Raw genomic sequence first — 19,688 nt, forward strand, 5'->3', positions numbered from 1 at the left:
ATTGCCGCAATGGGCAATTCGGCACGCCCACGATGTTCCCGGGGTCGGGTCAGCGCAGTACGACCAGCCAGATCGCGGCGTAGTGGCACAGTGCCGCAAGGACCGTCGCGGCATGGAAGAACTCGTGATGGCCGAAGACCGTTGGCCAGGGGTTGGGCCATTTGGTCGCGTAGAGGATCGCGCCGCCGCTGTAGACCAGGCCGCCGATGAGCAGCAGGATCAGTGGAGCGATGCCGATATTCGTGTTCAGCTGTCCGGCCACCGGCACGATCGCCCAGCCCAGCAGCAGATACAGCGGCACCCCGACCCAGCGGGGTGCGGTGGGCCACAGCAGTTTCAACGCCACACCGGCCAACGCGCCGAGCCAGACCACCAGCAGCAGCGTCTGCCCGGTCCGTCCCGGCAGCCCGAGCAGTGCGAACGGGGTATAGCTGCCCGCGATGAACAGGAAGATCATCGAATGGTCGGCACGCTTCATCTGAGTGCGCGCGTTCGCGGTCGCCCAGGTCACCCGGTGGTAGACGGCGCTGATGCCGAACAGCCCACAGACCGTGAGCCCGTAGACCAGGGTGGACCAGCCCGCCGTCGCCGAAATCGTCGCGGCCGTGGCCACCAGGACGAGCCCCGCGATTGCCGCGATGCCGACCGCCCAGGTGTGGATCCAGCCGCGCATGCGCGGTTTTGTCGGTATCGCCGTGTCCGTGATCATGTCGGGTATCGCATCGGCTGTGCCGATCGTTTCGGACACGAGCTACCTCCTAGAAATACCCGTCGGTAACCTACGGTGCCGTAAGTTGTGGGTCATCGGGCCACTGTACCGGGTCACCCGGCCTGCGGGCGAGGGCCAGAAGGCATCTGGTGCGGGCCGCCAACGCGATACACCGCAAGGAGTGCGCGCCCCATGGAGGGCGCCGGGAACGCCGCGAATCCGATACAGCGGCGGGAACGACGGGCCCGGAGGTGGTAGCGCGGCGTAAGGATGGAGCGCACCGCGAACGCCGCGAATCCGACACAGCCGGTGCCGGGATCGAGCCGGTGGGGCGTAGGGTTGGTCGCCGTGGAGCTTCCGAGTCAGGTGCGTGGTTTGCCCTACCGCATCTACGAGGCCCGGCTGTCCAAGCAGCTGGCGGGCAGACAACATCCCCGGCACGTCGCGGTGATGTGCGATGGTAATCGGCGCTGGGCGAGAGAAAACGGCTTCACCGATGTGAGCCACGGGCACCGGGTCGGCGCGCTGAAGATCGCCGAACTCGTCGGCTGGTGCGCGGACGAGGGCATCGAGATGGTGACCGTCTATCTGCTGTCCACCGAGAACCTGCAGCGCGATCCGGACGAATTGGAGACGCTGTTCGAGGTGATCACCGATGTCGTCGAGGAGCTGTCCGCACCGGAGCAGAACTGGAGCGTGCGCATCGTCGGCTCGCTGGACGGCTTTCCGGAGCTGGTCGCCAAGCGACTGCGCACCGCGGCCGAGCGCACCAGCGGACGCGATGGTGTGCACGTGAACGTGGCGGTCGGCTACGGCGGTCGGCAGGAGATCGCGGACGCGGTCCGCAAACTGGTCCGCCAGGAGATGGCCGCGGGGGAGACCGGCGAGGATCTGGTCCAGTCGATCACCGTGAACTCCATCGGCCAGCACCTCTACACCTCCGGCCAGCCCGATCCCGATCTGGTCATCCGAACCTCCGGTGAGCAGCGACTTTCCGGATTCCTGCTCTGGCAGAGCGCATACTCGGAAATATGGTTCACCGAGGCGTACTGGCCGGAATTCCGCCGGGTGGACTTCCTGCGCGCATTGCGCGACTACGCCGCCCGACATCGCCGTTTCGGTGTTTGATTTGCAGCGCCTGCGGCGCTGCGAACGTCGCTCGTAAGACTCGCTCCGTTGTTCTTGCGTCGGCGACGTCGAGCCGGGACGAAAAGTGATGCCGCAGTGGGGGGATGGTGCCACGTCCTACATCGACTACGAGCGGTTCGGTCGGCAGTTCCTGGAGTACGCGGCCTCCGAGCAGCGCATTTCCGGCGCATTCGCCCAGTTGGCCGGTGCCGCCTTCGATTTCGGGCCGATCGGCGTCGGACCGGGCAAGTTGGCCAAGGTCGCCGCGCAGGTCCAACTCGGCGAGCCGAAGCTGCATCGGTATGTCGACGACATCATTTCCTTCGAGCTGATCGTCCCGCTCGATGTCGATCTGCTGCTCGATCTCGCCGTGGACCGGCATCGCTTCCACGTCCACGGCAATGTCCACCTGCACTTGGCCGTGCGCACCGCCGAACCGCTGCGGGTCGTCATCGATATCGCCGAGCCCCGCCCGAGCGATGTCCGCATCAATGTGGCCACCGCCACCAAGCGCGGGCAACTGCTGCGCATCCTGGCCAGCGTCGACCACGAGATCCGGCGGTTCGTCGCACGCTATATCGCCACCGAAATCCGCAAACCGCATATCGCGGCGGTCCGGGATATCGATGTCGCGGCTCGGCTGGACGCGGCCTGGAAGCTGTAATCCCCTCGAGCTGACCGCAGGCGCTCGCTGCGGCTAGAGCTTGCGCAACCGCAGCCGGTTGATGGTGTGGTCGGCGTCCTTGCGCAACACCAGCGTGGCGCGCGGACGGGTGGGCAGGATGTTGTCCACCAGGTTGGGCCGGTTGGTGTTGTTCCAGATCTCCTGTGCGGCGGCCGTCGCCTGGTCATCGGTGAAACCGGCGTAGTGGTGGAAATGCGCGCTCGGATCGGCGAAGGCGGTCTGGCGCAGGGTGAGAAACCTTTGCACATACCACTTTTCGATATCCTCGATGCGCGCGTCGACGTAGATCGAGAAGTCGAATAGGTCCGAGACCATCAACCGCGGACCGGTCTGCAGCACATTGAGACCTTCCACGATGAGAATGTCGGGTTGAGTCACGCAGTGGAACTTGCCCGGCACGATGTCATAGGAGATATGCGAATACACCGGCGCACATACTTCGGCCGCGCCGGATTTCACCTCGGTGACGAAGCGCAGCAGTTTTCGCCGATCGTAACTTTCCGGAAATCCCTTGCGGTGCATGATGCCGCGCCGGGTCAGTTCCGCGGTCGGGTAAAGGAATCCGTCGGTTGTGACCAAATCCACACGCGGATGGTGATCCCACCGCGCGAGCAAGGCCTGCAGTACGCGAGCCGTGGTGGATTTTCCGACCGCGACACTGCCCGCGACACCGATGACGAATGGCACCTGCTGATCGGGATGCTTCTCCCCGAGAAAGGTCGCGGTCGCCGCGAACAGCCGTTGACGTGCGGCGACCTGCAGATGTATGAGACGAGCGAGCGGGAGATAGACCTCGGCGACCTCTTCCAGGTCGATCTGTTCGCCGAGGCCGCGAAGTCCGATCAGTTCTTCCTCGGTGAGTACCAGCGGAGTCGACTTACGCAGGGTGCGCCACTGTTTCCGGTCGAATTCCACATAGGGACTCGGCTCGCTCATTCGTGCCACTTACCCGACACTCCGTTCCGGCAAACACGCATAGGTGATGCGCCGACGGTATGAGATTCGGTCCAGCTCTCGCATAGCCGAATTCTGCTCTGCGTCAACATCGTGTGAAACACGGGGTGCCCTACCGCGTGGTAACCGGTCGATACGCAGGCCCATTGCGGCTAATGTCGGCGGGCATGGAAGCGCATCCCCTCGTGACCGAGTACCTGCGACTCGGCTTGGCATTCGACCGGCTGGAGGAAGGGTTCGTCGACGCGTATACCGGCGATCCGGCGTTGCGTCGCGAGGTGGACAACGCGCCGGCACCGCAGCCGCGCGAGCTGGCCAGGCGGGCCGCGGCATTGCGTGCGGAACTGCCCGCCGCCGGATTGGCACCGCAGCGCACGGAATTCCTCGATGTGCACCTGCGGGCGCTGGAATGTTCGGGACGCAAGTTCGCCGGGGACGATATCGGCTACGTCGACGAGGTGCGGGCGTACTTCGATGTCGAGATCGCAGCGGGGGATGTCGAGGACTATCGCGATGCGCACCGGCAGATGGACGAGGTGCTGACCGGCGACGGTCCGCTCGCCGAGCGGGTGACGGCGTTCCGCAAGGCCGATGAGATTCCGCCGGAGCGCTTGAACGTCTGCGTCGAGGCATTCTCGGGTGCGCTGCGGGAACTGGTGCGCGAGCGTTATCCGCTGCCCGACCACGAGCACGTGACCTATGAGGTGGTCGGGGACAAGCCCTGGTCCGGCTTCAACTACTACCTGGGCAACTACCACTCCAGGGTGGCGATCAACTCCGACCTCAAGCAGCATATGGCGAATCTGCCCACCCTGATCGCGCACGAGTCCTATCCCGGACATCACACCGAGCACTGCCGCAAGGAGGCCGGGCTGGTCGCGGACGGGCAGGCCGAGCAGACCTTGTTCCTGGTGAACACCCCGCAGTGTCTGATGGCGGAGGGGTTGGCGGATCTGGCGCTGCGCTCGATCGTCGGACCCGGCTGGGGCAAATGGGCGCAGGAGATCTACGCCGATCTGGGGCTGCGCTTCGAAGGTGAACGCGCCGAACAGCTTTCGAACGCATCGGCCAAATTGCTCGGCGTCAGGCAGGACGCCGCACTGCTGCTGCACGATCAGCACCGCGATGCCGACGAGGTCGCCGGATTCCTGCAGCGCTGGAACCTGACCACCCCCGAACGAGCCCGCCAGTCCCTGCGTTTCCTGTCCTCACCGCTGTGGCGCGCCTACATCAGCACCTATGTCGAGGGCTACCGCCTGCTCGGCGGCTGGCTGGACCGCGCGGTCGACGCCGACGATCGCGCCGATCGCTTCCGCCGCCTCCTCGACGAACCCCTCACCCCCGGCGGTCTGCGCGTCAGGTGAGCCCGATACCTGCTCAGCTGTGGCGAGCTACGCCGCGGTAAAGGTGATGCGCACCGAAATCGGGTCCGATTCCAGTGCTTTGATCGTCCATGCCGTGGCTTGGGCGGGGATGCGGCCCTTGGCGAAGCTGCGTGCCCGGGCGAGCACGTCGTCATCGGGGACGAAGGCGGCGGTGCCGGTGTACCAGCGCTTGCCGTGACGCAGCCGGACCTGCGGGTTCGCGGCGATATTGCGGGCCCAGCCCGCGCGGTGGCCGTGCTGGGAGATGAGCCAGGCGCCCTCGTCGTCTATCGAAACGGTGACCGGAACGCGGCGCGGCTGACCGGATTTCGCGCCGGTGGTCTCCAGTTCGGCGAGCAACGCGGAGCGGATGCCGATCCGATCCAGCAGTCCGACAGCGGGATTGGCGAAATAGCGGCCGATGAGGCGTTCGCGCCGGAACTTGCGCACGGTCGCTGCGGTGGTGCGCTCACTCATGGTGTTCTCCTTTCGTCAGCCTGCGGGTCCGCTCAGCGGAAGATGACGCAGGTGGTGGTGCCGTGTGCGACCAGACGGTCCTGGTCGTCGACGATCCGGCCTTCGGCGGTAGCCGTGGTGCGCCCGAGATGAATGATGGTGCCGGTCGCGGTGAGGCGACGACCATCGGTCGGCACCGCGCGGATGTAGTTGACCTTCAGTTCCAGCGTGGTGTAGCCCACACCGGCGTCGAGGGTGGTGTGCACGGCGCAGCCCATGACCGAATCGAGCAGGGTCGCGCCGATGCCGCCGTGGGTGGTGCCGAGTGGATTGGCGAAATCGGGGCGGGTGCGTACCGCGAAGACCACCTTGCCGTGCTCGAGCAGATCGACCTCCATGCCGAGCAGATCGCCGATGAACGGTGGACGTGACCGCGTCGACATCGCGATCCGCAGCAGTTCGAGTCCGGATAGTCGGCCGAGGTCGGGCGTCGACTCGTTCCGGGGCGCGTCGGTCGGCTCGGCCGAGGTTTGCGAACTCATGAGTTCCATTCCTTTCGATGAACCGATCGGTCCACATCTGTCATGATTGGAGCATGGACCGATCGGTTCACGCAACCATGAGTGAGCGAACACTGGGAGGACACCGATGACCGCGGGTCCGCGCGACCGACTGATCGAAAGCGCCATCGAGCTGGTGCGCGAGCAGGGTGTGCACGCCGCCGGGCTCGCCGCCCTGCTCGAGCGCAGCAACGCCTCCCGGAATTCGCTCTACCAGCACTTTCCATCCGGTAAGAGTCAGCTGGTCGAGGTCGCGACCAAGACGGCGGGTGAGCGCTTGGCCGTCGTGATGGACAAGGTCACCGCGAAGGGCACGCCCGCGCAATGGGCGAGCGCGCTCACCGACTGGTGGCAGCGGGCCCTCACGCGCAGCTCGTTCAGCACGGGCTGCCCCATCGTCGGTGCCGCGCTCGCCGAATCCGAACCAGGTGTGCAGGCGGCGGCGGGCGCCGCCTTCACCGACTGGACCGACCGGATCGCGAACGCACTGTGCGACAACGGTCTATCGGTCGAGCAGGCGCGGTCACTGGCCGGATTCGTGATCAGCGCACTGGAGGGTGCCATCATTCAGTCCCGGGCGCTGAAGTCCACTCGGCCCCTCGACGACGCGCAGATCCACCTCACCGCGCTGTTGCGGTCCGCCGTGCCCGATGCCTGACGCGCGGGCCGGCAGTAGGCGTATCGGCCCGTCGCGTACCCGCGGATAAGATGGTCGAACGCGACTGGCGCACTCGAGGTGGAAGCAACCACCGGGAAGCACCCTCGCCCCGCACCGCGCGCCTGGGTGCCGGGCTCATGGGCTTCGGGGTGCGCACTCCGGGGCATCCGGACCACGGAGGTTGCTATGCACACCGAGACACAGAACCCCCTGATCGATGCGGCGCGGACGGCCAATAGACTCGATCAGGTGACGCAGACGACCGCCTCTGTCAATACCCGATCTCTCGGCGAACTCGATCCCGAGGTCGCGGCCGCGATGGCAGGCGAACTCGCCCGTGAACGCGACACCCTCGAGATGATCGCCTCGGAGAACTTCGTGCCGCGCGCGGTGCTGCAGGCGCAGGGCAGCGTGCTCACCAATAAATACGCCGAGGGCTACCCGGGCCGCCGCTACTACGGTGGCTGCGAGCACGTCGACGTCGTCGAGACCCTCGCCCGCGACCGCGCCAAGGAGCTCTTCGGCGCCGAATTCGCCAACGTGCAGCCGCATTCCGGCGCGCAGGCCAATGCCGCGGTGCTGATGGCGCTGATGGAGCCGGGCGACCGGCTGCTCGGCCTCGACCTCGCGCACGGCGGTCACCTCACCCACGGCATGCGGCTGAACTTCTCCGGCAAGCTCTACGAAGTGCACTCCTACGGGGTCAGCAAGGAAGACCACCGCATCGATATGGAGGAGCTGCGCAAGACCGCGCTCGCCGCACGTCCGAAGGTGATCGTCGCGGGCTGGTCGGCCTACCCGCGGCACCAGGACTTCGCCGCGTTCCGGGAGATCGCCGACGAGGTCGGCGCCAAGCTGTGGGTCGATATGGCCCACTTCGCCGGTCTGGTCGCCGCCGGTCTGCATCCCTCACCGGTGCCCTACGCCGATGTGGTGTCCTCCACCGTGCACAAGACCCTCGGCGGCCCGCGCTCCGGCCTGATCCTGGCCAAGCAGGAGTACGCCAAGAAGCTGAACAGCTCGGTATTCCCGGGGCAGCAGGGCGGCCCGCTCATGCATGTGATCGCCGCCAAGGCCGTGGCTTTCAAGATCGCCGCGAGTGCCGAATTCAAGGAGCGTCAGGAGCGCACCCTGTCCGGTGCGAAGATCCTGGCCGAGCGGCTCGGCGGCGCCGATGTCAAGGACAAGGGCATCAGCGTCCTCACCGGCGGCACCGACGTCCATCTGGTGCTCGTCGACCTGCGCAACTCCGAACTCGATGGTCAGCAGGGTGAGGATCTGCTGCACGAAATCGGAATCACCGTGAACCGCAATGCCGTTCCGTTCGACCCGCGGCCGCCGATGGTCACCTCGGGCCTGCGCATCGGCACCGCCGCGCTGGCCACCCGTGGCTTCGGCGACGCCGAGTTCACCGAGGTCGCCGACATCATCGCCACCGCGCTCGCGGGTGGTGCCGATGTCGACGCGCTGCGCGCCCGGGTCAGCAAGCTGGCTCGGGAGCTGCCGCTCTACAACGGTCTCGAGGATTGGCGTCTGCTCGGCTGATCCCGGTTCGCTTCGATTCGCCCGGGAATTCGGCTCCGCGCCGACAGCAACCATGTGGTTGTGTGTGCGCTGGCCGGGGTTTCCGGGCGAATTCGTTCGGTCCGTGCCGGGTCGCGGGAGTGAATGTCGCAGCAGTTGTGTCAATCGGGCAATGCGCGCCCGCCGCGATTCCGTGGCGGGCGTGCTGTCATTGGTCCTGGATCCGGTTCGACGGCAACCGAATTCAGGATGGCAGTTGAATGCCCTTGGCGGCGGCCAACTTCGCGATCTTCTCCATCTCGTCGATGGCAACCGCGACATAGGCGCGCAGCTGGCCATCGTCATCGCGGCGCAGCAGGTATTCGTAATCGCTGTCGGTCAGCGGATTGCCTTCGACGTCGTAGAAGTGCCAGCGGACATGCAGGCGGGTGATGCGGTCGGTGAGATCGACATGCTCGAGCACCGTGTGATCGACGCTGGCCAGGCCGAGCGCCTGATAGAGCGGATAGGACTGCTCGAGGCCCTTCGCCATCTCGGCGGTGGTGGCGACGGATCCCACGAAAGCGTCGGTGACCATGGTTCCCGGCGCACCCCACTGCGCGACCGAACGCTGCGCGTCGAACGCGCTCAACGCCTCCTGATATTCGACTAGATAGGATTCGATTTCCTCGGCGGTTGTCATCCCATAAACCTATCGAGCGTCCAACTTCCCAGGAACCACACGGGTATTCCCACCGCGGTGCGGGCCATCGGGCACGCGGATCCTATTGGTCCATGCGCGCTTTCGCGCGGACGATGGACTCGTCGAGATACCGCGTGATGTCGGCGCTGCTGCCGGGGCGGATCATCAGGGCGCGGTTGGCGGGGACCTCGCAGTAGCGGCCGTCCCCGGTGTCGATCCACCGGATTTTGCCGGCGCGCAATGGTTCGGAATTGCGGGGACCGACCAGGACGGTCGCGGTGCCGCTGGTATCGCAGGGTTGGCGCCAGAAGCGGCGGTAGCGGTCTTGGATGGCGCGGGCGGGGGCGTTGCCGAAGAGGTCGGGGCGGTCGTCGTTGAGATCGTCCAGCAGGTAGCTCTTTTCGGCCGCGGTGCCGGGTGTCGGATCGGGGAGCAGGCGGATCAGTTCGGTGGCGAGCTGGTCGGCGCGGACGCGGCGCAGCCGCACGGGGCCGCCGTCCGGTGCGGGGGCCTGCAGGGCGATGACGCCGGGTCCGCCGCGGATGGCGCAGCCGATGGCGCGCATCTCGACCGCGCCGCGCATGTTATCGATGCCGAACAGTTCGATGCGCCACTCGGGTCGGGCGAGCACCTGCAGGGCGCGCTGTAGCGGCGCATGGTCGGCATGGGCCAGCTCGTCCCGGAATTTCTGCTGGTAGGCGCGATATTCGTGGAGTCCGGGGAAGCGGCTGGTGAAGCGAAACGGAAAGGGCATGCGATCCAGGCCGGTACCGAACCAGGCCGCCGCGAACTGCTCGGCGGACAAGGTCCATTGCGTCATCATTGCGCCCCGAGCACTGGCGGCACGGTCTTTTCCACTTCGCCGATGAGTTCCTCGCCGTGCTCCTCGGTGCGCAGGTACGCCGCCGCCTTGTGCTCGCCGTCCTCTCCGCGTCGGCCACGGACCCCTGGCGGAAGCATCCCGGAGTACCCGGTGGCCCCCGTCGCGCCCACCCGGCTCGGCGTAGCGGTTGCGGGTTGTGTGGTTGCCGCTCCCGGAGTGGTGGTTCCCGGGACCGACTTGCCGGGACTCGGCGTTGGCGTGCCGGTACCGGATGCGCCGCTGGGATTCGGGGAGGTAGCGGAGGGGCTCGGACTCGAGCTGCCCGGCGTGACTCCGGCCGAGGTGACGGTGATCGGCTGCGCACCGGTCGTCGATGGTGTCGCCGTGGTCGTGGCGGTATGTGTGGTGGCGGGCGTGGTCTGCGAACCGCTCTGATGTGTCGGTGAAACCGATTGTGGAGCAACGGCTTCGGTCTTTCCCGAGTCGGCCGTCTTACCGGACTCCTCTGTCTTACCGGAAGCCTCCGCGTTACCGGGCTCCTCCGCCTTACCTGTGTCCTCGGATCTGCTCGGATTCCCCGCTTTGCTCGTATCCTCGGTTTTCCCCGGCTCGGTCGTCTTACCGGAGTCCTCCGTCTTACCGGGCTGACCCGACCCGGTATCGGTTGGCGATATCCCCGGAACGACTCCGGGCACCACCCCCGGCACGGAGATCGGATCGACCGGCGGCGGCAGTGTCGGAATCGTCGGAGCGGTATTCCCGTACGGCTGGATGTACAGGGTGCTCATATCGTCGCGAGCCTGTTCCTCCTGTGTATTCCGCAGTTCGGGCCCGCGCGGATTGTTCGAGATCGGCACCACCGGCGGCACCGCCACCTTGAACCGCGCCGCCGCACTCGCGGCCGACGATAGCGGTGCCGACTGCTGGTCCAGTGACTCACCGAGCTCAGCGACCCGCGTGGCGTAATCCCGGATGGCGCGCACCGCCCGGTCCGCGGCGGCGCCCTCCCAATGCTGTTCCACCGCTTGCTGAATCGCGGTTTCGAACTGCTGACCCGCCTTGGTCACCGCCGCCGCGATGGCCGACCAGGCGTCGAACGCGCCGTCCAGTCCGTCCGGATTCATCTGGTCGGCCGCCTGTTTGATCTCCGCGTGCGAAAAGTTCTGCGCGTTCTCGGGATTGGTGATCGCGCGGCCGTCCGTCTGTGCTGTCATGGCCGACCCAGCCCCTTCCGTCAGTGCCGTCTGACCCTATAGACGCACCCGACCCCACCCCGGTTCCATCGAAACACAGCCGATCTCGCCGCGCCAGACCGTACGGTCCGTCGAAGGTGGGGGTGGCACCGGTGTCAGTTCGCATCCGCGGCCGCGACCAGCGCCGGGTAGTCCGGCAGCTCGATGGTCTTGACGTTCTCGGTCATCTTCACCATCTTGTCGAACATCCACGAGTGCAAGAACCAATTGCGGAACTTGATGCCGAGCGCGGTCTTCGGCGCGAAGAAGCGCCCCGCATTGCTGTAGTCCGCCATTTTGGTGAGGGAGTGCATGAGCTCGTCGTAGCGCGCGAAGGCCGTCGGGTAGTCGCCGTCGGCGAGTGCGAGTTCACCGGCGATGATGTAGGCGCCCTGCATCGCGAGTCCGGTTCCGAAGCCGCCCAGGGTGTTTCCGTAGCCCGAATCGCCGACCAGCGCGACCCGGCCCCGGCTGTAGCTCTTCATTTTGCGGACCATGCTGATCGAGTCCAGGAAGAAGTCGTCGAACTCCGCCATTTCGGCGAGCATGCGCGGCGCTTCCCAGCCGACGTCGGCGAAGGTCTCCTTGATGATGCGGCGTTGCGCCGCGGTGTCGTCACGGGCGTAGTCGAGTTCGGGCGAGGCGAAGATGTAGAGCTGCTGTGCCTTCGAGCCGCCGGTGATGACGCATTTGCCCGGCTCGTTGTAGCCGTAGGCGGTCATCCGCTCGGGGGTGCCCCCGGACTTGGTCGCCCACGGGCTCGCGCCCGCGACGCAGTAGTAATGGCCGAGGTGCTTGACGAATTCCTTTTCCGGTCCGAACGCCAGACGCCGTACCCGCGAATGGATTCCGTCGGCGCCGAAGACCAGATCGAAGGCGCGCGGCGCGCCCTTCTCGAATTCGACCCACACACCGTCGTCGGTCTCGGTCAGTGCGCTGATCGAGTCACCGAATACGTATTCGCAGTCCTGGTAGGTCTTTTCGTACATGATCCGGGCCAGATCGCCGCGCAGGATCTCCACATCGCCGCCGGTGAAATCCCCGGAGATGAGGGCCTGCTGTTCGCCCTCGGCATCGACGATCGCGATATCGGTGGTGCCGGTTCGGTGCGCGTAGATGTCGTCCACAATGCCCATCCGCTCGAGCACCTTGTGGTGCGTTTCGCCGGTGAAGTCGACGGCCTGACCGCCGGGCCGCAACTGCGGCGCGCGCTCGACCACGGTGACCTCGAACCCGTAGCGGTTCAGCCAGTAGGCGAGGGCGGGGCCCGCGATGCTCGCGCCGGAGATGAGAACGGACTTGTTACGCATGATGTCTCCTGATTCAGTATCTGCGTCCGATGGAATCTGTATCCGCTGGACACGAATTAGAGTATGGTAGACACAGTTACTTGTCAACGCGCTTTCCGGAAGGATGTGCAGATGCCGTCACCGACCACCGTCGAACTGCTCTGGGGCACCCAGCAGCGACCCAAACGCGGGCCCAAGCCCGCGCTATCCCTGGAGGGGATCGTCGCCGAGGCCATCGCCCTCGCCGATGCCGAAGGTCTGGCGAATCTGTCGATGCAGCGCCTGGCCGAACGCCTCGGCTTCACCAAGATGTCGCTGTACCGCTATGTCCCCGGCAAGGAGCAGCTCACCGCGCTGATGTTCGACACCGCCATGGGGACGCCGCCGGATATGGCCGCGGCGCAGGCGGATTCGACCGAAGAACCGTGGCGCGGCGCGCTGCGCCACTGGGCCAGGACGATATTCGAGCGCTACACCGCCCATCCCTGGGCGATCGAACTCACCACCGGACTGCGTCCCATCGGGCCCAATGAGATGGGCTGGACCGAGGCCGCGCTGGTGGCGCTCAAGGACAGCGGGCTGAACGGATCCGAGCGACTGGACACCATCGTGCTGCTCAACGGGCACGTCCGCAGCCTGGCCCAGCAGGTCAACTCAACCGGCGGCGACGAAGCGGCGGCGCAGTTCAACGCGCAGTTCGCCGAAATGATTGCCGCGGCGGGCGACCGCTATCCCGAGGTCGTCGCGGCCTTTGCCGAGGAGGCGTCCGCGACATCCGCGCCGCCCTACGCCGGGGGCCCCAACGACGCGTTGAATTTCGGTATCGCCCGTGTGCTCGACGGCCTGGCCGTGCTCATCGATCAGCGCCGACCCGAATCCCGGTGAGCTGCGATGGGCACTGTCGAGCGGTACGGCAGCGGCCTACGCTCGGCATATGAGCGAAGAACTCGAGCTGGAGCAGGACGCGATCACCACCGTGCGGGAGTTCTTCGCCGCGCTGGAGCTCGGCGCCGTCGAGGAGGCGCTCGACCTCCTGCACCCCGACGTCGTCTGGAAGAACACCTCGCTGCCGACCGTCGGCGGCGGCCTCACCCGCCGAATTCTGCGCGGCCTCAATCGCGACACCATCGGCTTCGCGGCCGAGATGCGTCACATCGCGGCCGATGGTGACATCGTGCTGACCGACCGCACCGATATCCTGCGCGTCGGCCCACTGCGGATCGCGTTCTGGGTCTGCGGCACCTTCGAATTACGCGACGGCCGAATCATCCTGTGGCACGACCACTTCAGCTGGGAGAACTTCCTGCGCGGGACCGTCGTCGGACTGGTCCGCGCCGCGCTGCCCAACCGCTGACGCGGCGGCGCGGCGAGTCGAATGGCGGCTGCCCGAAGCGCGGATTCGACTCGTCCCGCGGTCAGGAGTGCTTGGCCAGGTAGTCGAGGTAATACGGCCGCAGCACCTCGGCGATCCTGCCGTCGCCCGCGTGGATGTAGTCATCGATCATCGGCACGACGTATTTGATATCGGCCTCGCTCTCCCCGAGATCGCCCGCGGCGGCCTCGGCGGCCGGGATCGATTTGAGGAGCCGCCACAGGTATTTGATGTCCCCGCGTCGCACCGCGAGCCGGACCGCCCGGTCGTGCAACTCCTTGGACGACAGCTTCTCCAACTCCTCGTTACCGGCCATACCTGCGACTCTATCCGGTTCCCCAAGCTGATCGTTTCGAGTGACCTGCAAGCAGTCACTAGCGGTGGTTAACGACAAATTCACGGACACGCCTACCTGTGCCCGAGCGGAGACCGGGCAGTCGGCGGTAGCGTCGGTGGTGCGGGCCGCGTCGGTGTGGCTCGTACGGGAGGTCCTGAACCGTGACTGAGCTATTCAGTACGAGGGGGCCGGCACCCGGCCCTCTGGGCATCTGACGCAAGTCGGATCCCATCGGGACGGACCGGTCCAGCGAGATCGTTCGTGCGGGTGCCGCGCGAACACAAAGGAGCCCACCGTGACTGCTGCACGCTCCGTTCCCGCTCCCTCGGCGCACTCCAGCTCCGCGAAAGGCGAAGCCGCCGCGAAGGGGGCCCGCCCCTCGCATTCCCAGAAATCCGGTGCCAAGTCCTTCGTCATCGACACCTCGGTTCTACTGTCCGATCCCTGGGCTTTCACCAGGTTCGGCGAACACGACGTCGTATTACCGCTGGTCGTGATCAGCGAACTCGAAGGCAAGCGCCATCACCACGAATTGGGCTGGTTCGCGCGGGAAGCCCTGCGCAACCTCGATGATCTTCGTCTGCAGTACGGCAGACTGGATCAGCGGGTGCCGATCGGCACCGAGGGTGGAACGCTGCAGGTGGAACTCAACCACACCGATCCCGCGGTACTTCCGGTCGGATTCCGCACCGACACCAATGACTCCCGCATCCTGGCCTGTGCGCTCAATCTGGCGGCCGAGGGCCGCGAGGTATTGCTCGTGTCCAAGGACATTCCCTTGCGCGTCAAGGCGAGTGCGGTGGGTTTGCACGCCGACGAGTACCACGCCCAGGACGTGGTGACCTCCGGCTGGGCCGGAATGGTGGAGATCGATGTCTCCAAAAACCAGATCGATCAGCTCTACACCGAAAGCGTGATCGATCTGGACGAGGCGCGGGAACTGCCGTGCCACACCGGGATCCGGTTGCTCGGCTCCAGTTCCAGCGCGCTCGGCCGGGTCACGCCCGACAAGCGGGTGCAGCTGGTGCGCGAGCGCGAGGCGTTCGGACTGCACGGCCGCTCGGCCGAGCAGCGCATCGCCCTGGATCTGCTATTGGACGAGAGCGTCGGCATCGTCTCGCTCGGCGGCCGGGCCGGCACCGGCAAGTCGGCGCTGGCGTTGACCGCGGGATTGGAGGCGGTGCTCGAGCGCCGCACGCAGCGCAAGGTGGTGGTGTTCCGTCCGCTGTACGCGGTCGGTGGGCAGGATCTCGGCTATCTGCCGGGATCGGAGAGCGAGAAGATGGGCCCGTGGGCGCAGGCGGTCTTCGACACGCTCGACGGGTTGGCCAGTCGCGAGGTGATGGAGGAGGTGCTCAGCCGCGATATGTTGGAAGTCTTGCCGCTCACCCACATTCGCGGTCGCTCGTTGCACGATTCGTTCGTGATCGTGGACGAGGCGCAGTCGCTGGAACGCAATGTGCTGCTGACGGTGCTCAGCCGACTCGGCACCGGATCGCGGGTCGTGCTCACCCATGATGTGGCCCAGCGCGACAACCTGCGGGTCGGTCGGCACGACGGTGTCGCCGCGGTGATCGAAAAGCTCAAGGGGCATCCGCTTTTCGCGCACATCACGCTGACCCGGAGCGAGCGGTCGCCGATCGCGGCACTGGTGACCGAGATGTTGGAGGAGTACGGCCCGAACGCCTAGCGGCCCGAACCCGTACCGGCACAGAGCAAATGCTCAGCGTGTGTTTCACCTCACAATCAAGCGGGTAGTATCCGCGCGATAACCTGTTCAGCACCGGCCCGGCGAGTCTCATGTGGATTCGCCGGGCCGTTGCCGGGCATCGGCCTAGGCTACGCGCGATGTCACCGCGGCCGCGGTGGCATCGGTAGCCACTTTCGAGAGGATGGAAATGCACCACTTCGCTCGACGAACGGCTGGATTCACCGTGGTCATCGCGGCGGCGGCACTGCTGCTGGCCGCTGGCTGCAGCAAAGACGACGACAAGGACAAGAACGCCGCCGCGTCCATGACGACCACTTCGGCGGCCGTCGGTCACGGCGAGGAGCACATGTCCGGCGCCCCGGGCGAAACGAAGATCGCCACCCAGGGCGGCGACATCGCGGTCACCGGCATGATCTTCGACAAGTACGTACAGTCCGGCGGCTCGACCGGTCCGCTCGGCGCTCCGCTGCGGGCGCAGGAGGACGGCCCGAACGACGGCAAGTGGCAGGACTTCACCGGCGGCGCGATCGTCTGGGGCAAGGACACCGGTGCGCACATCGTCTGGGGCGAAGTCCGCAAGGCGTGGGAGGACAACGGCGGCCCCGGCGGCACGCTCGGCTACCCGACCAGCGATGAGAAGGACATTCCCGGCGGCAAGCAGAGCGATTTCGTCAGCGGCACCATCACCTGGGTGGACGGCAATACCACCGTCACGCCGAAGTCCTGATCCGGCTCGGCGTCCGGGCCTGACGTTTCACCGCTGGAAGTGCGGGGGGTCGCCCGAAAGGGCCAGCGCTTGTACGCTCGGACGCCGGTACCGATTCCTATTCGTAGATCCCCGCATCGCGGGGCCCAGCCGCTAGGTTGTGTTAGTGCAAACTCTCTTGACCGATCGCGAACTACTCGCGTCCCTCGCCGATGAGGTGGAGCTGAATCTGCGCCGCCATATCGCCGCCGCCGACGGCTGGCAGCCGCACGACTACGTCCCGTGGGACGACGGCCGCAATTTCGGCTTTCTCGGCGGAATCGATTGGGAGCCGGAGCAATCCACACTGAGCGAGACCGCCAAGCTGGCGCTGACGGTCAGTGTGCTCATCGCCGACAACCTGCCCTCGTACCACCGCGAGGTCGGCAAATATCTGCGCATCGGATCGTGGTGGCGCTGGGTCGGCCGGTGGACGGCCGAGGAGAACCGCCACGAGATCATGATCCGCAACTACCTCATGGTCACCCGGTCGGTCGACCCGGTGGAGCTGGAGCGGTTGCGGATGGAACATATGACCAAGGGATTCCGGCGTCCCCCGCTGCACCTGCTCGATGTGCTCGCCACCTGCGCGTTCGAGGAAGCGGCCGCGGCCATCCGGCATCGCAATACCGCGGCACTCGGGGAGAACCGGATGGTCAGCGCCATGGCCGAGCGCATCGCGGCCGACGATGAGCTGCAATCGGTGTTCTTCGCCGAATTGATCACGGCGGCGTTCGGCCTCGCGCCGGATCAGACGATGCGGGCCATCGCCGACAGTGTGGCGAACTTCCATGTGCCGTCGGTGACGCTTGCCGACGGGCGCAGCAGCGATGAAGTACTCGCCGAGGCGGGCATCTACGACCGCGCCAAGGAAGGCGAGTTGGTCTTCGCGCCGCTGCTGCGGCGGTGGGAGATCTTCACCCGGACCGACCTCGGTGAAGAGGGCGAGAAGGCGCGCGCGGAACTCGGGCATCTGCGGTTCTGATCGCTGACCTGGTTCACGGATCGACCACTTGTGCGGGTATGGCCGCTGCGGCCATACCCGCACATGTGCTTACTCCCCGTTCTCCACCTTCGCCATCGACAGCACGTTCAGGCGGCGGTCGAGTTCTTCGACGGTCAGCTTCTCGTCGAGCAAACCGCGATCGATCACGGTCTGGCGAATGGTCTTCTTTTCCTCGAGAGCCTCTTTGGCGACCGCGGCCGCTTCTTCGTAACCGATCGCGGAATTCAGCGGCGTCACAATGGACGGTGACGATTCCGCGAGGGTGCGCAGATGATCCTCATTGGCGATCAGACCACGAATGCACTTATCGGCGAACAGTCGCGAAACATTGGCGAGCAGTCGAATCGACTCCAGCAGATTGCGTGCCATGACCGGGATATAGACGTTCAACTCGAATGCGCCGCTGGCGCCCGAGAACGCGATGGCCGCGTCATTGCCGATCACCTGCGCGGCGACCTGCGTAACCGCTTCCGGCAGTACCGGATTCACTTTGCCGGGCATGATCGAACTGCCCGGCTGCAGATCGGGCAGCCGCAGTTCGCCGAGACCGGTCAGCGGGCCCGACCCCATCCAGCGGATGTCGTTGGCGATCTTGGTGAGGCTCACCGCGACGGTGCGCAGCGCGCCGGACGCCTCCACCAGACCGTCACGGGCGGCCTGCGCCTCGAAGTGATCGGTCGCTTCGGTGAGCGCATCGAGATCGGTCGACTGCACCAGTTCGGCAACGACTTTCGCGCCGAAACCCGCCGGCGCGTTGAGGCCAGTGCCGACCGCGGTGCCGCCGATCGGCAGCTCGCCCAGCCGGGGCAGCGTCGCCATGATGCGCTCGATACCCGCCGCGACCTGGCGGGTGTAGCCGCCGAACTCCTGGCCGAGGGTCACCGGCACCGCGTCCATCAGATGGGTGCGGCCGGACTTCACCACGGTGCGCCATTCGGTCGACTTGTCCAGCAGTGCCAGCCGCAGGTGGTCCAGCGCGGGGATCAGGTCCTTGATCGCGGCCTCGGTGGCGGCCAGATGTGTTGCGGTGGGGAAGGTGTCATTGGACGACTGCGACATATTCACGTCATCGTTCGGATGCACGGTCACGCCCTTCGCCTTCGCGATGGAGGCGATCACCTCATTGGCGTTCATATTCGAGCTGGTGCCGGAGCCGGTCTGGAAGACATCGATCGGGAACTGGTCATCGTGCAGGCCGTCGGCGATCTCATTGGCGGCGGCGATGATCGCATCCGCCTTCGCCGGATCGAGCAGTCCGAGATCCTTGTTCACCTGGGCGCACGCGGCCTTGAGTAGACCGAGCGCGCGGATCTGGGCTCGCTCCAGCCCGCGCCCGCTGATCGGAAAATTCTCCACCGCACGCTGGGTCTGCGCCCGCCACAACGCGTGCAGGGGTACCCGGACCTCGCCCATCGTGTCGTGTTCGATGCGGTACTGCGTCTCCTCGGTCGTCATGATTTCGACCCTATGCCCGAGACGACCCGCGCGGGGGTGCCACACCTGAGGCGATTCGCACACCGCGCGCCGAGCCGCACCGGGAATACTCCTCAGCCCTCGAGGACTCCGCGGAGTTTGCGGGCGAAGGCCTCGGGTTGGCCGGGATAGCCGTACTCGCCGCCGAGGAATCCGCCGTGGTGGCTGGGGAATACCGTTGCCCGCTGGCCGAGCAGTGCGGCGGCGGCCTCGCAGGTGCGTCCGGTGAAGGTGCCCGCGGACTCCTCGCCGACGGCGATGACAATGCGGGTCGGCGCGGCGGCGAGGGCGGCGACGTCGGGGCGATAGCCGCTGACCGCCCAGGAACGGTCGGACAGCAGCGGGTCGTCACGGGATCCGTCGTCCTCGGTCGGCATGCCGAACTGGGCCGGATCGGCGGCGGGCTGGGCGAAGTAGTCGTCGGTGAATTCGCCCTGCCACGAGGTCATGGAGATGAAGATCGCCATGCCCGCACCGGCCCCCTTGGCCTCGTACACATCGCGAACCTGGGCGCGGGCACGCTCGGCGGCAGCCGCGTCGGGGAGGACCGGGATGAGCGGCGGCTCATGGGCGACCAGCGTGGTCACATCGTCCGGGTGGGCCGCCACCAGCGCCAGCGCGGTCACTGCGCCCCCGCTGCTCCCGAACAACTCGACCGGCCCGGCGCCGAGCGCCCCGATGATCGCGTGCACATCGTCGGCCTGGACGGTGGGCGAATTGTCGACACGCCCGTCCTTGCGGACGCTGCGGCCGAGGCCGCGCGGATCGTAGGTGACCACCGTGCGATCGGGAAAGTACGAGGTCAACGTGCGGAAGCCGGTGGCATCCATGGGCTGTCCGATCATGAACAGCGGCGGGCGCCCGTCGGCGGTGGGCAGCGGTCCTTCGACGTCGTAGACGATATCGGCTTCGGCGGTTTCGAGAGTGTGCTCGGTCATACCAGTGTGGACGAACCATGCGGCGTGAATTCATCGCCGCCA

General features: G+C 66.3%; 21 protein-coding genes and 1 riboswitch. Of the genes, 10 read left to right on the forward strand and 11 right to left on the reverse strand.

Going from position 1 to position 19,688, the window contains the following annotated elements; all coding sequences use genetic code 11:
- Positions 1-49: 49 nt before the first annotated feature.
- Positions 50-709 carry a PAQR family membrane homeostasis protein TrhA gene (gene trhA, locus ACQP0C_RS07235; protein WP_433734464.1) on the reverse strand — a complete coding sequence of 220 codons (660 nt, stop codon included), beginning with the start codon at positions 707-709 and terminating at the stop codon, positions 50-52.
- Between the two features lie 339 nt (positions 710-1,048).
- On the opposite strand from trhA, the gene ACQP0C_RS07240 reads away from it, so the two are divergent.
- Positions 1,049-1,837, forward strand: a complete 789-nt coding sequence (locus ACQP0C_RS07240) for an isoprenyl transferase (protein WP_433734465.1) — start codon at positions 1,049-1,051, stop codon at positions 1,835-1,837.
- 88 nt (positions 1,838-1,925) lie between these two features.
- Positions 1,926-2,501 carry a hypothetical protein gene (locus tag ACQP0C_RS07245; protein WP_433731769.1) on the forward strand — a complete coding sequence of 192 codons (576 nt, stop codon included), beginning with the start codon at positions 1,926-1,928 and terminating at the stop codon, positions 2,499-2,501.
- A gap of 33 nt (positions 2,502-2,534) precedes the next feature.
- Here ACQP0C_RS07245 and coaA read toward each other — a convergent pair whose 3' ends face one another.
- Positions 2,535-3,467 carry a type I pantothenate kinase gene (gene coaA, locus ACQP0C_RS07250; protein ID WP_433731771.1) on the reverse strand — a complete coding sequence of 311 codons (933 nt, stop codon included), beginning with the start codon at positions 3,465-3,467 and terminating at the stop codon, positions 2,535-2,537.
- 176 nt (positions 3,468-3,643) lie between these two features.
- Here coaA and ACQP0C_RS07255 point away from each other — a divergent pair, with 176 nt between their 5' ends.
- Entirely contained in the window at positions 3,644-4,840 is a 1,197-nt protein-coding gene (locus ACQP0C_RS07255) for a DUF885 domain-containing protein (protein WP_433731773.1), read from the forward strand.
- Between the two features lie 27 nt (positions 4,841-4,867).
- Here the strand turns inward: ACQP0C_RS07255 and ACQP0C_RS07260 are convergent, their stop codons facing one another.
- On the reverse strand, positions 4,868-5,317 hold the full coding sequence (locus ACQP0C_RS07260) for a nitroreductase family deazaflavin-dependent oxidoreductase (protein WP_433731775.1): 450 nt from the start codon (positions 5,315-5,317) through the stop codon (positions 4,868-4,870).
- Positions 5,318-5,349: 32 nt separating this feature from the next.
- Positions 5,350-5,838, reverse strand: a complete 489-nt coding sequence (locus ACQP0C_RS07265) for a PaaI family thioesterase (protein ID WP_433731777.1) — start codon at positions 5,836-5,838, stop codon at positions 5,350-5,352.
- A 106-nt stretch (positions 5,839-5,944) separates the two neighbouring features.
- Between ACQP0C_RS07265 and ACQP0C_RS07270 the strand changes: the two genes are divergently transcribed.
- Together ACQP0C_RS07270 and glyA are read left to right on the forward strand one after the other, a co-directional pair.
- Positions 5,945-6,514: a TetR/AcrR family transcriptional regulator gene (locus tag ACQP0C_RS07270; protein WP_433731779.1), complete on the forward strand. Its 570-nt coding sequence runs from the start codon at positions 5,945-5,947 to the stop codon at positions 6,512-6,514.
- A gap of 50 nt (positions 6,515-6,564) precedes the next feature.
- A riboswitch (ZMP/ZTP riboswitch) is annotated at positions 6,565-6,649 on the forward strand.
- A 114-nt stretch (positions 6,650-6,763) separates the two neighbouring features.
- Entirely contained in the window at positions 6,764-8,059 is a 1,296-nt protein-coding gene (gene glyA / locus ACQP0C_RS07275; protein WP_433734466.1) for a serine hydroxymethyltransferase, read from the forward strand.
- A gap of 223 nt (positions 8,060-8,282) precedes the next feature.
- Here glyA and ACQP0C_RS07280 read toward each other — a convergent pair whose 3' ends face one another.
- From ACQP0C_RS07280 to ACQP0C_RS07295, 4 genes are all read right to left on the reverse strand, one after another.
- Positions 8,283-8,720 carry a hypothetical protein gene (locus ACQP0C_RS07280; RefSeq protein WP_433731781.1) on the reverse strand — a complete coding sequence of 146 codons (438 nt, stop codon included), beginning with the start codon at positions 8,718-8,720 and terminating at the stop codon, positions 8,283-8,285.
- Positions 8,721-8,802: 82 nt separating this feature from the next.
- Positions 8,803-9,540: an ESX secretion-associated protein EspG gene (locus tag ACQP0C_RS07285; RefSeq protein ID WP_433731783.1), complete on the reverse strand. Its 738-nt coding sequence runs from the start codon at positions 9,538-9,540 to the stop codon at positions 8,803-8,805.
- On the reverse strand, positions 9,540-10,757 hold the full coding sequence (locus ACQP0C_RS07290; protein ID WP_433731785.1) for a PPE domain-containing protein: 1,218 nt from the start codon (positions 10,755-10,757) through the stop codon (positions 9,540-9,542). Before ACQP0C_RS07290 ends, ACQP0C_RS07285 begins: the two co-directional genes overlap by 1 nt.
- Positions 10,758-10,891: 134 nt before the next feature.
- Complete coding sequence (locus ACQP0C_RS07295; RefSeq protein WP_433731787.1) at positions 10,892-12,085, reverse strand: FAD-dependent monooxygenase; 1,194 nt, start codon at positions 12,083-12,085, stop codon at positions 10,892-10,894.
- Between the two features lie 111 nt (positions 12,086-12,196).
- On the opposite strand from ACQP0C_RS07295, the gene ACQP0C_RS07300 reads away from it, so the two are divergent.
- Positions 12,197-12,949, forward strand: coding sequence for a TetR/AcrR family transcriptional regulator (locus ACQP0C_RS07300; protein WP_433731788.1), 753 nt, complete (start codon positions 12,197-12,199; stop codon positions 12,947-12,949).
- A gap of 49 nt (positions 12,950-12,998) precedes the next feature.
- The gene (locus ACQP0C_RS07305; protein WP_433731790.1) at positions 12,999-13,418 is read left to right on the forward strand and encodes a limonene-1,2-epoxide hydrolase family protein; all 420 of its coding nucleotides are present in this window, start codon (positions 12,999-13,001) and stop codon (positions 13,416-13,418) included.
- A gap of 61 nt (positions 13,419-13,479) precedes the next feature.
- Here ACQP0C_RS07305 and ACQP0C_RS07310 read toward each other — a convergent pair whose 3' ends face one another.
- Positions 13,480-13,752, reverse strand: a complete 273-nt coding sequence (locus ACQP0C_RS07310) for a hypothetical protein (RefSeq protein WP_433731792.1) — start codon at positions 13,750-13,752, stop codon at positions 13,480-13,482.
- A gap of 316 nt (positions 13,753-14,068) precedes the next feature.
- On the opposite strand from ACQP0C_RS07310, the gene ACQP0C_RS07315 reads away from it, so the two are divergent.
- The 3 genes from ACQP0C_RS07315 (at position 14,069) to ACQP0C_RS07325 (ending at position 17,214) form a co-directional block, all read left to right on the forward strand.
- Positions 14,069-15,463, forward strand: coding sequence for a PhoH family protein (locus tag ACQP0C_RS07315; RefSeq protein ID WP_433731794.1), 1,395 nt, complete (start codon positions 14,069-14,071; stop codon positions 15,461-15,463).
- Positions 15,464-15,665: 202 nt separating this feature from the next.
- A complete protein-coding gene (locus tag ACQP0C_RS07320) occupies positions 15,666-16,211 on the forward strand; it encodes an LGFP repeat-containing protein (RefSeq protein ID WP_433731796.1) in 546 nt (181 codons plus the stop codon).
- A gap of 145 nt (positions 16,212-16,356) precedes the next feature.
- Complete coding sequence (locus ACQP0C_RS07325) at positions 16,357-17,214, forward strand: acyl-ACP desaturase (RefSeq protein ID WP_433731798.1); 858 nt, start codon at positions 16,357-16,359, stop codon at positions 17,212-17,214.
- Between the two features lie 69 nt (positions 17,215-17,283).
- Here ACQP0C_RS07325 and ACQP0C_RS07330 read toward each other — a convergent pair whose 3' ends face one another.
- Both ACQP0C_RS07330 and ACQP0C_RS07335 read right to left on the reverse strand, forming a co-directional pair.
- Positions 17,284-18,690, reverse strand: a complete 1,407-nt coding sequence (locus ACQP0C_RS07330; RefSeq protein ID WP_433731800.1) for a class II fumarate hydratase — start codon at positions 18,688-18,690, stop codon at positions 17,284-17,286.
- Between the two features lie 92 nt (positions 18,691-18,782).
- Positions 18,783-19,646: an alpha/beta fold hydrolase gene (locus tag ACQP0C_RS07335; RefSeq protein WP_433731802.1), complete on the reverse strand. Its 864-nt coding sequence runs from the start codon at positions 19,644-19,646 to the stop codon at positions 18,783-18,785.
- Positions 19,647-19,688 lie beyond the last annotated feature (42 nt).

Source organism: Nocardia sp. CA-129566 (assembly GCF_050956075.1).
GTDB lineage: Bacteria > Actinomycetota > Actinomycetes > Mycobacteriales > Mycobacteriaceae > Nocardia.